Below are 14,604 nucleotides of genomic sequence, written 5' to 3' on the forward strand. Positions count from 1 at the left end.
CGTCCTACGCCGAGGCCAGCGCGTCGAGCTGGTCGAGCGATTTGTCCAGCTGCTTGATACCGTCCTTCTCGACCGCCTTGCCGAGCGCGCCCTTGATCAGCGCGCCCTCGAAGTCACCGGAGACGACGATGGTGCTGCCCGCGCCCTTCGGCTGGATGTCGAAGGTGAATTCGGTTTTGACACCGGCCATTCCGGTGCCGCCCAGTGTCAGCTTGTTCGGGGCGGCGACCGCCTTGATGGTCCACTCCAGCTTGTTCGCCATGCCGAGCATGACGATCTTCGCCACCAGCTTGGACCCCTCGGCCAAGACGGTGGGCGGCTCCTCCATGAAGCGTTCGTGGATGGTGAACCACTTGTCCCAGGTCTGCGGGTCGGAGACGACCGCCCACAGCGCTTCCGGGGTGGCGTTGACGTCCTTGGTAGCTTCGATGTGTCCCATGACTTCTCCTGTTGGATAGCGGTTTTCGCCGGTCAGCGGTCGGCGCGCCGGTACGCGGTGACGACTGCGGCGCCGCCGAGGCCGATGTTGTGCTGGAGTGCGGCGGTGACGCCTTCGACCTGGCGTTTGCCGGCCGCGCCGCGCAGCTGCCAGGTGAGTTCGGAGCACTGCGCCAGGCCGGTGGCGCCGAGCGGGTGCCCCTTGGAGATGAGGCCGCCGGAGGGATTGACGACCCACTTGCCGCCGTAGGTGGTCTGGTTGCCGTCGATCAGCGCGCCCGCCTCGCCTGGCCCGCACAGGCCGAGCGCCTCGTAGAGCAGCAACTCGTTGGCCGAGAAGCAGTCGTGCAGCTCGATGACGTGGAAGTCCTCGGGGCCGAGGTTCGCCTGCCGGTAGACCTGTAGCGCGGCTTGCACATTCATGTCGTAGCCGATCAGGTTCTTCGCGGTGCCGTCGAAGGTGGAGGCGAAGTCGGTGGTCATGGCCTGGCCGACGATCTCGACGGCCTGCCCGGCGAGATCGTGTGAGTTCACGAAGTCCTCGCTCGCGAGGATCACCGCGCCGGAACCGTCGGAGGTCGGCGAGCACTGCAACTTGGTGAGCGGGTCGTAGATCATCCGCGCGCCGAGGATGTCGTCGAGGGTGTACTCGTCCTGGAACTGGGAGTACGGGTTGTTCACCGAGTGCTTGTGGTTCTTGTAGCCGATCTTGGCGAAGTGCTCGGCGGTGGTGCCGTACTCCTTCATGTGCTCGCGACCCGCCGCGCCGAACATCCACGGCGCCACCGGGAAGAGCACCTCGGAGATCTCGGCGAGCGCCATGACGTGCTTGGCCATCGGCTGCTCGCGGTCGTCCCAGGTGGAGCCGAGCGATCCGGGCTGCATCCTCTCGAAGCCGAGCGCGAGCGTGCAGTCGGCGAGGCCGCCGCGGATCGCCTGCGCCGCGAGATACAGCGCGGTCGAACCGGTCGAGCAGTTGTTGTTGACGTTGACCACCGGGATGCCGGTCATGCCCAGCTCGTAGACCGCGCGCTGGCCGGAGGTGGATTCGCCGTAGACGTAGCCGACGTAGGCCTGCTGCACCTCGCGGTAATCGATGCCCGCGTCGGCGAGAGCGTTGGTGCCCGACTCGCGGGCCATGTCCGGGTAGTCCCAGTCGGTGCCGTCCTCGTTCTTGCGACGGCCCGGCTTCTCGAATTTCGTCATGCCGACGCCGACGACGTAGACCTTGTTCGCCATCGAACTCCTCCCTTCGTGCCTGCGCGCGCCGCGGCGGATGCACCGGTGGCGCGGGCGGCGGACATCAGCGTCCGATCCGACCGGATCGAGCTGAAACAAACATACAAAGCTGTATGTAAGCGCGCAAGGGTTAGCCGATACTCGGGGTTCTATTCGCTGAATAGCCAGGTCAACGAAGTGTTGACAGACATACAACTAGTTGTGTATCCACATCTACCAGCTGCCGACGTGCCAACCGCACGTGCCGCACAGTCCGCGAAATCGACGACCTTCACAGAGACGAGTACCAGGCAACAGTCGACCGCCCACTCCCCTGCCCACGACCATGGGCGACGATCGAACGGCTTCCGGGACAACGAATGAGAAGCACACGAGGCGAAATCGCTACCCACGCACAAAGTTTCGAGGGCATTGCTGTGCGCCCAGGCTTCGGCGTCAGCGCAGCGACGTCAACGCACATCAGCAGAGGCATCGGCGCGTGTACGCCAACGCATCCGCGTCACTGCACTCGCGCAACCAGACTCGCCGTCGCGGCGGCGCGCAGATTGGCCGACGCGCGAGCCCAGCGCCGGCGGGCCCGATCGGTGTCGGGCTCGATGAAGTTCGAGATGAGGATGCCGCGCAGGGCGTCCATGGCGGTGTAGACGAAATCGCGAGCGTCCTTGCGGCGCATCTCGTCCGGGACGAAGCGGGCCACGGCCATCAGCACCGCGTTGTTGACGAACGGCTCGACCTTCTCCATGGCCGAGGCCAGCACCGGGTCGGTCCGGCCCGCGACCCACAGCTCGACGGTCGCGATGAACAGCGGGCCCTGGTGCAGCTCCCACAGGAAGTCCAGTGCCGCGGCGACCGGATCGGCGCCGCTCTCGACCTTGGCCATCTCGCGCATCGCGGTCTCCGCGCGGCGCTGGGCCAGGTGACTGATGGCGGCGACGACGAGATCGTTCTTGGATCCGAAGTGGTGCACCTGCGCCCCGCGCGTGACGCCCGCGCGCTCGGCCACCCGCGGCGTCGTGGTGCCCCCGTAGCCGTATTCGACCAGGCAGTCGATGGTGGCGTCGAGCAGCCGGACGCGCATCTCGCTGCTGCGCTGCTCCTGGGTTCGGCGCTGCGGCTTGTCGGCGGCGGTCCTGGTCATTCCGACGATTCTACACTTACATACAGACCTGTATGTCCTGGTGGCGGAGCGCGTTGTTCCCACACCCCGTGCGTACGCCTCACATAGCCACCGCCTATGTGAGGCGTACGGAGGGTGTGTGTCAACCGGCCCACGCAAGAAGGCGACGCAAGCCGGTGGACGAGTCGGTGGAACCACTACCGGCATGGAGCCGGTGCGGTGCGCCGGGAGAGCCACACCGTGACGGCGAAGAGCAGCGTACCGACCACCGCCAGCCCCGCGCCGACGGCGGCGGGCGCGGTGTAGCCAAGACCCGCCGCGATGACCAGACCGCCGAGCCACGCGCCCGCGGCGTTGGCGATGTTCAGTGCGGCGTGATTCAGTGCGGCGGCGAGGGTTTGAGCGTCGGCGGCGACGTCCATCAGGCGGGTCTGCAAAGCGGGGGCGAGCGCCGCGCCCGTCGCACCGACCAGGAACGCACCGAGCGCGGCGGTGAACGGATGGTGCGCCGCGGCGACGAAACCCGCCAGGACGACGGCCATCGCGATCGACGCGAACAGGATCGCGCGGTCGACGCCGCGATCGGCCAGCACGCCGCCGACGATGTTGCCCGCCACCATGCCGAGGCCGAACAGCATCAGCACCACCGGCACCATGCCGAGCGGCATACCCGCCACGTCGGTCAGGGTGGTGGTGATGTAGGTGTAGACGGCGAACATGCCGCCGAAGCCGACCGCCCCGACCGCCAAGGTCAGCAGCACCTGCGAGCGACGCAGCGCGCCGAGTTCGATCATCGGGTCGGTGGTTTTGATGCCGGTCAGTTCCGGCACGAATCGAACGAGCGCCGCGACGGTGGTGATGCCGATCAGCGCGACCACCACGAAGGCGTCCTGCCAGCCGAGGTGCTGGCCGAGCCAGGTGGCTGCGGGAACGCCGACGACGTTGGCGGCGCTCAGCCCCAGCATAACCGCGGCAACCGCTCTCGCGCGCTGGCCCGCTGGCGCGAGCGTGGCGGCGGCCAGGGAGGCGACGCCGAAGTAGGCGCCATGCGGCAGACCCGAGACGAAGCGTGCGGCGACCAAGCTCTGGAAGCTCGGCGCCACAACGGTGGCCGCGTTGCCCAGGGTGAACGCGATCATCAAGGCGATGAGCAGGCGCTTGCGCGGAACCCGCGCGCAGAGCGCGGCCAGCAACGGCGCGCCGATCACCACACCGAGCGCGTAGGCCGACACGGCGTGGCCCGCGGTCGGCTCGGAGATGTTCATGGCCTGCGCGATATCGGGTAGCAAACCCATGGTGACGAACTCGGTGGTGCCGATGCCGAAACCGCCGAGGGCCAGCGCCAGCATCGCGGGGACATGCCAATCGGTCCGCGCCCGCTCGGGCGGGGCGGGCTGCTGGGTTGCTACCTGGCTCGTCACGTCTTCATGTAACCGGCGCGCGAGCGGGATCGCTCCCCAAGCCGACGTGAGTTCGACCACCACCGGCCCCCGTATTCGTCCAGCTCACTCGGCATTCCGGCATTCGCCGTGCTCGGCCGAACTCCCACGCCCATCGTCCCCGAAGCCGTCGTGATCGGAGTGCCGGTGAGGTTGCGTTTCGACTGTCGCCGCGTGGCGATGGTTTCCGACCGCCGGTGGCCTGAGCCGCAGCCACCTCGGTGGGATCGAACCACTTCAAGGGGGCAGTACCGCACACCCTGGGTGTCCTTTCGGCGTGGTCCGGTGTCGAGCAGTCTGGACAGCGTCATCACGACAGCGGGACCGTCCCGCCACGCCGAACACGAAGGAGCACCGCCTATGACCACCAACCAACGCTCGACTCGCCGCGCTCGGTTCGCCCGCGCCCTGACGCTCGCCGCCGCACCCGCACTGCTGGGCGCGGGCCTGGTGACGGCCGGCGTCGCTCAGGCCGAGCAGGACCCCAACGTGCCGACCTGTTCCTGGCCCAACCTGGTGTGCGGCGGGCAGCGGGATCTGACCCCGGGCCGCCAGATCGACCTCACTCCTGTCTCGGCGCCCGAGAACTACGACGACTACGGCAATTACTACTACTACTGATCTACTACTACTGATCACCGTGCCAGTGCGGCCGCGCCGCACTGGCACCGCTGTCGTCATGGGGATGGAGTCAGGCGATCGGCTCCCGGCGCGCGAAGGTCCGCCGGTACTCGGCGGGCGTCACGCCGACCACGGACCCGAAATGGCGGCGCAGGTTGGTCGCGGTTCCCAGGCCGGACAGGCGGCTGATCCGCTCGATGTTGAAATCCGTGGTCTCCAGCAACGACTGGGCGTGCGCGAGTCGCTGGTTCAGCAGCCACTGCATCGGGGTCGCGCCGGTGGAACGGTGCAGGCGGCGATGGAAGGTGCGCGGGCTCATGTTGGCTCTGGCCGCCAGAGTGTCGACGGTCAGCGGCTCGTCGAGGTGCTCGACGGCCCACTGCAGCACCACGCCCAGGTCGTCGGCCGGGCGCGCTGGCACGGTCCGATCGACGTACTGCGCCTGACCACCGGACCGATGCGGTGGGACGACCATGCGGCGCGCCAGCTGGTTGGCCACCTCGGCGCCCAGATCGCGCCGCACCAGGTGCAGGCACAGATCCACCGCCGCCGTCACGCCCGCGCTGGTGAGCACGTCGCCGTCGTCGACGTAGAGCACCGAGTCGTCGACCTCGATGTTCGGGAAGCGCTTCGCCAGCATCTCGGCGTGCGCCCAGTGCGCGGTGACGCGCCGCCCGTCCAGCAGCCCCGCCGCCGCGAGCGCGAAAGTGCCGTCGCAGAGCGCGACCATGCGCGCGCCACCGCGATGCGCGGCCGCCAGCGCGTCGAGCAGTTCGGGTGGCAGTTCGCGTTCGGCAGTGACGCACTCGTGGGCCACCGAGGGAACTATCACGGTGTCGGCGGTGAGCAGGTCGTCGAGGCCGTGCTCGGCGCGCAGAAAGGCGCCGAAGCCGATCGGCTGAATCTGCTGGTCCGGCGCTATCGAGCACACCTTCAGCTCGTACCAGGGGTCGGCCAGATCCGGCTGCGGTGTGCCGAAAATCGATGCGACGACGCCTAATTCGTACAGATCCCAGGGGTGCAGCGCGCCGGGGGCAATAGCCATGGCGACAGTTCGACCGCTCATGCCTGCGCCCCGCTGACGCTCGGTTCTGGCGTGCCTGCGCGCTGGCACATGATTCGCTCACTGCGTTCGCTCACGCCTCCGAGTGTATGGCAGGAATAGTTCGATCGGCGTCAGTTCTGCCACTCACACCTCGGCGGCCCGAGCGCGAAGACTGGTCGGCGGGCGCCCACCCGACAGAACGACACGACGGAGGAATCATGAGCAAGGCATCGGTCACCGTGCTGGGTCTCGGACGGATGGGCACGGCGATCGCCGAGGTCTTCCTGCGCAACGGATACCCGACCACGGTGTGGAATCGCACGCCGGGCAAGGCGATTCACCTCGACGAACTGGGCGCACGGCGCGCCGACAACGTCGTGGACGCGGTCGCGGCGGGCGAACTGATCGTCACGGTGCTCGCCGACACCGCGGCCGCCGGGGACCAACTGACCCCGCTGGGCGAGGCGCTGAACGGACGCACGGTACTGAACGTCGCCACCGGACGGCCCGACACCGCGCGCGAGCTGGCCGACCGGCTCGCCGAGCACGGCGCGCGCTTGCTGGACGGCGGCATCTTCGGCGTCCCGCAGACGCTGGGCACACCCGATACGCTGCTCGTCTACAGCGGCGCGGCCGACGCGGAGGCCGAATTCGCGGACGTCGTAAGGGAACTGGGCGCGACGAAGTACGTGGGGACCGACGCGGGCCTCGCGGCGCTGCACGACATGGCGGTGCTCGGCGGGATGTACGGCCTGTTCGGCGGGTTCTTCCAGGCGACGGCGATGGTGCACACCGAGCAGGTCTCCGCGGTGGATTTCACCGACGCGTTCCTGGTGCCCTGGTTGCGCTCGCTGCTCGACATGCTGCCGACACTGGCCGCCGAGATCGACTCGCGGGAGTTCCCGGTGAACTTCTCCGATCTCGCGGTCAACGCGACGGGGCTCGCCGACATCCGCGCCACCAGCCGAAATCAGGGCGTGCCAACGGATCTGCTCGATCCGCTGCAGCGGCTGTTCGACGCCGAGGTCGAACGCGGGCACGGAACCGCCAGTTTCACCAGGGCATTCGCCGGACTGCTCGACGCAACGGTGCCCTCCGGCCGCTGACAGCGGCGCCCGAATGAACTGCGGCACAACGGCGCTCGACCGGCACGCACAGCGCTTCCGGCTTCGCCGCGCCCACAAAGGCCGCGCCGTCGTCGTCGGATTCCGCTGATCTGCTTCCGGAGACACGTCGGGCACCCGTTCCACCGCGAGGTGGGCGGGTGCCCGGTTCAACCCGGCGCTGGGATGTCCCAGCGCCGGTCGGGGTCGGACGGATCGCGCCCGGCCCCGGTGCAATGGACTCAGCCCTGAATGGGCTCAGCCTCGAGTGCACTCGGTCTTGAATGCACTCGGTCTCGAATACACTCAGCGCAGTGCGCGAGCCAGATTCGCGTCGAGCGCGCCGAGGAACTCCTCGGTGGTCAGGTAACCCTGGTCGCCGCCGACGAGCAGCGCGAGGTCCTTGGTCATCTGGCCGCCCTCGACGGTCTTGATGACGACATCCTCGAGGGTCTGCGCGAAGCCGATCACCTCGGGGGTGTTGTCCAGCTTGCCGCGATGCTCGAGGCCGCGGGTCCAGGCGAAGATCGACGCGATCGGGTTGGTCGAGGTCGGCTTGCCCTGCTGGTGCTGGCGGTAGTGCCGGGTGACGGTGCCGTGTGCCGCCTCGGCCTCACAGGTCTTGCCGTCCGGGGTGAGCAGCACCGAGGTCATCAGACCCAGCGAACCGAAGCCCTGGGCCACGGTGTCGGACTGCACGTCGCCGTCGTAGTTCTTGCAGGCCCAGACGTAGCCGCCCTCCCACTTCATGGAGGAGGCGACCATGTCGTCGATGAGACGGTGCTCATAGGTCAGGCCCGCCGCGTCGAACTGGCTCTTGAACTCGGTGTCGAAGATCTCCTGGAAGGTGTCCTTGAACATGCCGTCGTAGGCCTTCAGGATCGTGTTCTTCGTCGACATGTACACCGGGTAGTTCTGCTGCAGGCCGTAGTTGAACGACGCCCGCGCGAAATCCTCGATGGACTTCTTGAAGTTGTACATGCCCATGACGACGCCGCCGTCCTCCGGCATCTTCACGACCTCGTGCACGATCGGCTCGCTGCCGTCGTCCGGGGTGAAGGTGAGGGTGACGGTGCCGCCCTGGAAGACCTTGAAGTCGGTGGCGCGGTACTGGTCGCCGAAGGCGTGACGGCCGATGATGATCGGCTTGGTCCAACCCGGAACCAGTCGCGGAACGTTGGAGATGATGATCGGCGCGCGGAAGATGGTGCCGCCGAGGATGTTGCGGATCGTGCCGTTGGGCGAGCGCCACATCTTCTTGAGGCCGAACTCCTCGACCCTGGCCTCGTCCGGCGTGATGGTGGCGCACTTCACGCCGACGCCGTGCTGCTTGATCGCATTGGCCGCGTCGATGGTGACCTGGTCGTCTGTCTTGTCCCGGTATTCGATGCCCAGGTCGTAGTACTCGAGGTTCACATCGAGGTACGGGTGGATCAGCTTGTCCTTGATGAACTGCCAGATGATCCGGGTCATCTCATCACCGTCGAGTTCTACGACGGTGCCTTCAACCTTGATCTTGGACATGGATCTTCGTGTCCTCCTAGGATGGTGCCCTTATTGCACGGCCAGGCGAACACGCTTGTGAGCGGACCCCAGCTGTTCAACAGACAACGTATATGTACCGCGTTGTTTGCGGGACAAGTGGTGCAAGCAAGACAAGCGTACTGCTGCCGACGATCTCACCGCGCGGGGAGGGGCCACTGTGCGGACTCCGTGACGGGTTACCGACGAGTAGCCCGCATGTGACCCCAACCACTTTCTCCATCATGTCATCTCGGGGTGATCGAGCCCTCCGACCTGGGCGGAAGCCGGACGACCGCCGGATGCGGCACGGCCCGCGCACCGGATCCCGAGGAAGCGATGCGCGGGCCATGCCCGGTCCGAATCAGACCGCGATCGGGATGCGAGCGCCCTCCTCCGCGTCCTCGGCGAAGTTCTCCGGTCCGGCCTTGATCATCAGCGCGATCACCGGGATCGCGGCGAGGAAGAAGCCGGCGCCGACGTAGAACGCGATGTCGTAGCTGTGGATGGCGGCGCGGGCGGCCAGGTTGTCGACGGCCGGGTTGTCGGCGAAGTAGTCCTTCGCCGCCTGCACCGAGATCGTGGTGAGCAGCGCGGTGCCCACCGCGCCGCCGACCTGCTGGGCCGCGTTGAGCAACGCGCTGGCGACACCGGCGTCGGCCTCGTCGACCTTGTGCAGCGCGACCGCCTGCATGCCGACGAACAGCGGTCCCATGCCGAGCGCGATCAGCACCTGGGCGGGCAGCACGCCCGCGGCATAGCTGTCGCCGTAGCTCAGCTGTGCGAGCCAGATCAGGCCGACCACGCCGAGCGCGGCGCCTGCCGCCATCAGCGGCCGCGGTCCGAGCTTCGGCAGCAGCGCGCTGGTGACGCCCGCGGAGATCGCGATGCCCGCGGGGAACGGCAGGAACGCGACACCGGCCTTCAGCGGCGAGTAGCCGAGCGTGACCTGGAAGTAGAAGCTCAGGAACAGGAACATCGCGAACATCGCGATGGGGATGAGCAACGCGGCGAGCAGCGCGCCGCCGCGATTGGTCTCGCCCGGAATGCGCAGCGGCAACAGCGGATTCGACGAACGACGCTCGATCGCGACGAACGCGATCAGCAGGGCGAGCCCGGCCACGAGCAGCCCGAGGGTGCCGCCCGAGGTCCAGCCGTGCTCGGCGGCGCGGCTGAATCCGTACACGATGGCGATCAGACCTGCCGTCACCGTGACGGCGCCGGGCACGTCGTAGCCGCCGGTCCGCGCGACGGGCACGTCCTTGATCACGAACGCGAGCGCGCCGACCAGCGCGATAATCGCGATCGGAGTGTTGACCAGCAGGGTCCACCGCCAGGACGCGTATTCGGTGAGCGCACCGCCCGCGATCAGCCCGATGGCCGCGCCGCCTGCGGAGATGCCCGCGAACACCGCGAAGGCGCGAGCCCGCTCCTTCGCCTCGGTGAAGGTCACCGAGACGAGTGCGAGCGCGGCGGGCGCGAGCAGCGCGGCAAAGGCGCCCTGCAGTCCGCGGCCCGCGAAGAGCTGGACGCCGTTCTGCGCCAGACCCGCGAGCGCCGACGCACCCGCGAAACCGATCAGGCCGACCAGGAAGATCCGGCGGCGGCCGAGATAGTCGGCCAGCCGGCCGCCGAGCAGCAGCAGTCCGCCGAAGATCAGCGTGTATGCGGTGAGGGCCCACTGCTTGTCGCCCTCACTGATGCCCAGGTCGCGCTGCGCGAACGGCAGCGCGATCGTCACGATGGTCGCGTCGAGGACCACCATCAGCTGGGCTAGACCGATCACCCCCAATGCCAGCCAGCGGGCCGAGTCGCGCCGGTCCTCCGGCACGTGCACGGCTGTCGAAGTCTCGCTCACTTTGTCTCCTCATCCTCGGAAGTGGCGTGGAGCAATCCTGTCATCGCGCGACATTTGGCGTCAATAGAAAAATGTCGCAGTCAGACATTTGCCTGGATCTGACAGTTGATGTGGGATCTGCGTTACAGTGGGGAGATGCTCGACTCACCGACGCCGACGAGCCCGACCACGGCCGATCATCGCGCCGTGACCGGGGACAACGCCGCGCCCGCGAACCGAGACTGCGCCGAGACCGCGATGCGCGAACGCCCGATCGGCCTGCGCGAGCGCAAGAAGCAGCAGACCAGGATGCGGATCACGAACATCGCGCTCGAACTCTGCGACGCCCAGGGCTTCGACGCGACGACGGTCGAGCAGATCGCGAACGCGGCCGATGTCTCGCCGCGCACCGTGAACCGCTACTTCGAGACGAAGGAGGACATCGTCCTCGCTCCCGTCCTCGACTTCGGTGAGATGGTTGCCAACAAGTTGCGAGAAGAGCCGTGCGGCGGCAACGAGCTGCGCGCACTGTGCAATGCCTACCTGCGGGTGATCGATGACGCGGCAACCGAGAACTCGCCGGTCTCGTTCCGCAGGTTTCAGCAGATGCAGCGGATCGCGCGCGACTGCCCTTCGGTCAACAGCCGCGCGCTGGAGTTCGCCGACAACAAATCCGACGCCATCACCGCGGTGCTTGCCGAGCGCCTCGACACCACACAAGGGGCGCTGCCCGTCCGGCTGATCGTCTCCACCTGGCAGATGCTGTGCCATTTGGCGATGGACGCGCACGGCGAGCTGATCATGGACGGCGATCCGGCCGACGCGGTGCGCGCGTCGCGGGCGACCCTGCTCGACGCGTACGCGGAGTTCATGCGGGTCTGCGCGGAACCGCCTGCCGAATCACCGGAGTGAGATCGGCAACGAATTTCGGTCATTGACCGCCCGCCAGCTACCATGTCCGTCAGGTCATGAGTGCCAGCGCGAAGCCCCGGCTCGCTGGTCGGCAACCCTCCAGCAGCGGTGGGGTGCTCCGGGTGATGACCGGGCCCTCGAAGGTCGAGGGCAAGCGCGCTGTCAGGAGGTTCCCGGAAATGTGTTGTTGTGGATAGACCGCATTCCCGATTTATTGGTTCCGGCGAACAACTCTTGTGGAGCATGACATGACCGACCCCGTCGCGGCCGAGTTCGATCCTGCCCTGTGGTCCTTCGAGACCAAGCAGATCCATGCGGGCCAAGCGCCCGATCAGAGCACCGGCGCCCGCGCGCTGCCGATCTACCAGACCACTTCCTACGCTTTCCGCGACACCGACCACGCCGCCGCGCTGTTCGGGCTCGCCGAACCGGGCAACATCTACACCCGGATCATGAACCCGACCCAGGACGTGGTCGAGCAGCGCATCGCCGCCCTGGAAGGCGGCGTCGCGGCGCTGCTGCTGTCCTCTGGCCAGGCCGCCGAGACCTACGCGATCCTGAACTTGGCTTCCGCGGGCGACCACATCGTGTCCAGCCCGCACCTCTACGGCGGCACCTACAACCTCTTCCGCTACTCGTTGCCCAAGCTCGGCATCGAGGTCTCGTTCGTCGACGACCCGGACGATCTCGAGCAGTGGCGCGCCGCGATCCAGCCCAACACGAAGGCGTTCTTCGGCGAGACCATCGCCAACCCGAGCAGCGCCGTGTTCGACATCCCCGGCATCGCCGAGGTCGCGCATGCCGCCGGGATCCCGCTCATCGTGGACAACACGGTCGCGACCCCGTACCTGATCCAGCCGCTCTCGCACGGCGCCGACATCGTGGTGCACTCGGCCACCAAGTACCTGGGCGGGCACGGCACGGCCGTCGCGGGCGTCATCGTGGACGGCGGCGCCTTCGACTGGACGGTGCGCGACGACAAGGGCGAGTCCCGCTTTCCCGGTTTCACCACCCCGGACCCCAGCTACAACGGCGCGGTCTTCGCCGATCTCGGCGCACCCGCGTATGCACTGAAGGCCCGCGTGCAATTGCTCCGCGATCTGGGCGCGGCGGTCTCTCCGTTCAACGCCTTCCTCATCGCGCAGGGCATCGAGACGCTCAGCCTGCGTGTCGAGCGCCACGTCGCCAACGCGCAAGCGGTCGCCGAATTCCTGGCGGAGCACCCCGCCGTCGAAGCGGTCTTCTACGCGGGACTGCCCGACTCGCCATGGCACGAGCGGGCGAAGCGGCTGGCGCCGAAAGGGACCGGCGCGATCGTCTCCTTCGAACTGCGCGGCGGCGTCGACGCGGGCAAGAAGTTCGTGGACGCATTGGTCCTGCACAGCCACGTGGCCAACATCGGGGATGTGCGCTCCCTCGTGATTCACCCGGCCTCGACCACACACTCCCAGCTGACGCCCGAGCAGCAACTGGCTTCCGGCGTCACCCCGGGACTGGTTCGTCTCGCCGTGGGCATCGAGGGAATCGACGATATTCTGGCCGATCTGCGCGCCGGATTCACGGCGGCGACGACGTGACCGTGAGCACCGATCAGAGCCCCGCCCGCCCGGTGTCCGGAGTCGACATGCTGCCGCCGCCGGACGGACGGCCGGGCGTGATCGCGATCGGGGACGTGCGGCTGGAAAGCGGCGCGGTGATCCCGGACGTGCACCTCGCGGTGCAGCGGTGGGGCGAACTGTCCCCCGCCCTGGACAATGTGGTGCTCGTCGAGCACGCTCTGACCGGTGACTCGCACGTCGTCGGCACGCCCGACGACGTGCACTCGCAGCCCGGCTGGTGGGAGGGCATGGTCGGGCCCGGCGCGCCGGTGGACACCGACGAATGGTGTGTCATCGCGACCAATGTGCTCGGCGGCTGTAAAGGCAGCACCGGACCGTCCTCGACCGCGCCCGACGGCAAGCCGTGGGGCTCGCGTTTCCCGGAGATCTCCATCCGCGATCAGGTGACCGCCGAGGCCGCGCTGCTGGATCTGCTCGGCATCGAGCGGCTCGCCGCGGTGGTCGGCGGTTCGATGGGCGGCATGCGGGTGCTGGAGTGGATGATCGGCGCGCCCGAGCGGGTGGCCGCCGCGCTGGTGCTCGCCGTCGGCGCTCGCGCCACCGCCGACCAGATCGGCACCCAGACCACCCAGATCGCGGCCATCAAGGCCGACCCGGACTGGCGGGGCGGCGACTACCACGACACCGGCCGCGCGCCGATGACCGGCATGGGCATCGCCCGCCGCATCGCGCACCTGACCTACCGCACCGACGGCGAACTCGACCACCGCTTCGAGAACCGGGCGCAGGGCTCGGAGGACCCGTGGCGCGGCGGCCGCTACGCGGTGCAGAGCTACCTGGACCACCAGGCCGAAAAGCTCTGCAAGCGTTTCGATCCCGCCACCTACGTGCTGCTCACCGAGGCGATGAACCGGCACGATGTCGGTCGCGGACGCGGCGGAATCGACGCGACGCTCGCCGCGACGCCGGTGCCCTGCGTGGTGGGTGGCGTCGACTCCGACCGACTGTATCCGCTGCGCACCCAGCAGGAACTGGCCGACGCACTACCCGGTTGCGATCGACTGGAAGTAGTGCATTCCCGCGACGGCCACGACGGATTCCTCACCGAGGCCGCGGCCGTTTCCAAGCTGCTCATCGAGACCATGCGCCTGGCGCGCGAGAACCGGTAGACACAGTCTCCGGCCGCAGGGATCAGAACACACTCTCGCCGCACGAGACCAGATGGGAGGCAGCAACTTTCGCATGCCTCGTTTCGCCGGCCCACAGTCAGCACAGGCAGTGGCGCTGTGCGGCGTCGAAATGCTCTGTGGGATCAGCCGACGCCGAGGGTGTTGATGGTGGCGGCCAGGAAGACGATGGCGGAGCCGAGCAGGCTCAGCGCGCCGACGTCGAACGGCTTGCTGCGCACCGCGAGCAGGCCCACCCGCGTGGACGGCAGGCACAGACGGAAGGTCGCGGCCAGCAGCGTCGCACCGCCGAAGAACAACGCGCCGCGACGCCAGCGATCCGAGGCCACGAACACCACCGCGACCAGAACGACCAGCGCCACGGCCACCATCGGCAGGTGACAGCGCAGGAACTGCGCGGCACGGCTACCGCCTGCGTGTCGTCCGGCGGACGTGTCGACATCGGTCACGGCACCGATTCTTGCAGACGAACCCCAGCCACCCCCACCCGCTCCGGCCTCGAGACGCCGCCCGTCTCGGCGACCGCACCTCCACACATGGGCATCGAGTGATCCTCGACACAGTCCCTTCGGGGGCTTACCCATTC

The 14,604-nt window shown here is 67.9% G+C and carries 13 protein-coding genes and 1 riboswitch; of the genes, 5 read left to right on the forward strand and 8 right to left on the reverse strand.

What is annotated here, in order from left to right; translation table 11 throughout:
* Positions 1-4: 4 nt before the first annotated feature.
* The 4 genes from AB0H50_RS32040 to AB0H50_RS32055 all read right to left on the reverse strand — a co-directional run bounded on the left by AB0H50_RS32040 (position 5) and on the right by AB0H50_RS32055 (position 4,215).
* Complete coding sequence (locus tag AB0H50_RS32040; RefSeq protein ID WP_357460084.1) at positions 5-439, reverse strand: SRPBCC family protein; 435 nt, start codon at positions 437-439, stop codon at positions 5-7.
* A gap of 32 nt (positions 440-471) precedes the next feature.
* Positions 472-1,677, reverse strand: coding sequence for a lipid-transfer protein (locus AB0H50_RS32045; protein ID WP_357460087.1), 1,206 nt, complete (start codon positions 1,675-1,677; stop codon positions 472-474).
* Positions 1,678-2,176: 499 nt separating this feature from the next.
* Positions 2,177-2,815, reverse strand: a complete 639-nt coding sequence (locus tag AB0H50_RS32050; RefSeq protein WP_357460089.1) for a helix-turn-helix domain-containing protein — start codon at positions 2,813-2,815, stop codon at positions 2,177-2,179.
* Positions 2,816-2,991: 176 nt separating this feature from the next.
* Positions 2,992-4,215, reverse strand: a complete 1,224-nt coding sequence (locus tag AB0H50_RS32055) for an MFS transporter (protein WP_357460092.1) — start codon at positions 4,213-4,215, stop codon at positions 2,992-2,994.
* Positions 4,216-4,593: 378 nt separating this feature from the next.
* On the opposite strand from AB0H50_RS32055, the gene AB0H50_RS32060 reads away from it, so the two are divergent.
* Entirely contained in the window at positions 4,594-4,854 is a 261-nt protein-coding gene (locus AB0H50_RS32060; RefSeq protein ID WP_357460095.1) for a hypothetical protein, read from the forward strand.
* Between the two features lie 70 nt (positions 4,855-4,924).
* Here the strand turns inward: AB0H50_RS32060 and AB0H50_RS32065 are convergent, their stop codons facing one another.
* A complete protein-coding gene (locus AB0H50_RS32065) occupies positions 4,925-5,920 on the reverse strand; it encodes a helix-turn-helix domain-containing protein (protein WP_357460097.1) in 996 nt (331 codons plus the stop codon).
* A 197-nt stretch (positions 5,921-6,117) separates the two neighbouring features.
* On the opposite strand from AB0H50_RS32065, the gene AB0H50_RS32070 reads away from it, so the two are divergent.
* Entirely contained in the window at positions 6,118-7,005 is an 888-nt protein-coding gene (locus AB0H50_RS32070) for an NAD(P)-binding domain-containing protein (protein ID WP_357460100.1), read from the forward strand.
* A gap of 303 nt (positions 7,006-7,308) precedes the next feature.
* On the opposite strand, the gene AB0H50_RS32075 is transcribed toward AB0H50_RS32070, so the two are convergent.
* Positions 7,309-8,526: an NADP-dependent isocitrate dehydrogenase gene (locus tag AB0H50_RS32075; RefSeq protein WP_068060917.1), complete on the reverse strand. Its 1,218-nt coding sequence runs from the start codon at positions 8,524-8,526 to the stop codon at positions 7,309-7,311.
* A 361-nt stretch (positions 8,527-8,887) separates the two neighbouring features.
* Positions 8,888-10,381, reverse strand: coding sequence for an MFS transporter (locus AB0H50_RS32080; protein WP_357460102.1), 1,494 nt, complete (start codon positions 10,379-10,381; stop codon positions 8,888-8,890).
* 135 nt (positions 10,382-10,516) lie between these two features.
* Here AB0H50_RS32080 and AB0H50_RS32085 point away from each other — a divergent pair, with 135 nt between their 5' ends.
* The 3 genes from AB0H50_RS32085 (at position 10,517) to AB0H50_RS32095 (ending at position 14,000) form a co-directional block, all read left to right on the forward strand.
* Positions 10,517-11,272 (forward strand): TetR family transcriptional regulator, encoded by a 756-nt coding sequence (locus AB0H50_RS32085; RefSeq protein ID WP_357460105.1) that lies wholly within the window; start codon positions 10,517-10,519, stop codon positions 11,270-11,272.
* 52 nt (positions 11,273-11,324) lie between these two features.
* A riboswitch (SAM riboswitch) is annotated at positions 11,325-11,435 on the forward strand.
* Positions 11,436-11,520: 85 nt separating this feature from the next.
* Positions 11,521-12,849 (forward strand): bifunctional o-acetylhomoserine/o-acetylserine sulfhydrylase, encoded by a 1,329-nt coding sequence (locus AB0H50_RS32090; protein ID WP_357460107.1) that lies wholly within the window; start codon positions 11,521-11,523, stop codon positions 12,847-12,849.
* A gap of 47 nt (positions 12,850-12,896) precedes the next feature.
* On the forward strand, positions 12,897-14,000 hold the full coding sequence (locus tag AB0H50_RS32095; RefSeq protein WP_357460258.1) for a homoserine O-acetyltransferase: 1,104 nt from the start codon (positions 12,897-12,899) through the stop codon (positions 13,998-14,000).
* A gap of 143 nt (positions 14,001-14,143) precedes the next feature.
* Here AB0H50_RS32095 and AB0H50_RS32100 read toward each other — a convergent pair whose 3' ends face one another.
* Positions 14,144-14,389: a DUF3017 domain-containing protein gene (locus tag AB0H50_RS32100; protein WP_357460260.1), complete on the reverse strand. Its 246-nt coding sequence runs from the start codon at positions 14,387-14,389 to the stop codon at positions 14,144-14,146.
* Positions 14,390-14,604 lie beyond the last annotated feature (215 nt).

The sequence above is a fragment of the Nocardia sp. NPDC050793 genome (assembly GCF_040654065.1).
Taxonomy (GTDB): domain Bacteria; phylum Actinomycetota; class Actinomycetes; order Mycobacteriales; family Mycobacteriaceae; genus Nocardia.

What these genes read in the sequence shown, in the direction of transcription:
- AB0H50_RS32040 (WP_357460084.1), bottom strand. Translation starts at nt 439, where the DNA reads ATGGGACACATCGAAGCTACCAAGGACGTCAACGCCACCCCGGAAGCG.
- AB0H50_RS32045 (WP_357460087.1), bottom strand. Translation starts at nt 1,677, where the DNA reads ATGGCGAACAAGGTCTACGTCGTCGGCGTCGGCATGACGAAATTCGAG.
- AB0H50_RS32050 (WP_357460089.1), bottom strand. Translation starts at nt 2,815, where the DNA reads ATGACCAGGACCGCCGCCGACAAGCCGCAGCGCCGAACCCAGGAGCAG.
- AB0H50_RS32060 (WP_357460095.1), top strand. Translation starts at nt 4,594, where the DNA reads ATGACCACCAACCAACGCTCGACTCGCCGCGCTCGGTTCGCCCGCGCC.
- AB0H50_RS32065 (WP_357460097.1), bottom strand. Translation starts at nt 5,920, where the DNA reads ATGAGCGGTCGAACTGTCGCCATGGCTATTGCCCCCGGCGCGCTGCAC.
- AB0H50_RS32070 (WP_357460100.1), top strand. Translation starts at nt 6,118, where the DNA reads ATGAGCAAGGCATCGGTCACCGTGCTGGGTCTCGGACGGATGGGCACG.
- AB0H50_RS32075 (WP_068060917.1), bottom strand. Translation starts at nt 8,526, where the DNA reads ATGTCCAAGATCAAGGTTGAAGGCACCGTCGTAGAACTCGACGGTGAT.
- AB0H50_RS32085 (WP_357460105.1), top strand. Translation starts at nt 10,517, where the DNA reads ATGCTCGACTCACCGACGCCGACGAGCCCGACCACGGCCGATCATCGC.
- AB0H50_RS32090 (WP_357460107.1), top strand. Translation starts at nt 11,521, where the DNA reads ATGACCGACCCCGTCGCGGCCGAGTTCGATCCTGCCCTGTGGTCCTTC.
- AB0H50_RS32095 (WP_357460258.1), top strand. Translation starts at nt 12,897, where the DNA reads ATGCTGCCGCCGCCGGACGGACGGCCGGGCGTGATCGCGATCGGGGAC.
- AB0H50_RS32100 (WP_357460260.1), bottom strand. Translation starts at nt 14,389, where the DNA reads ATGGTGGCCGTGGCGCTGGTCGTTCTGGTCGCGGTGGTGTTCGTGGCC.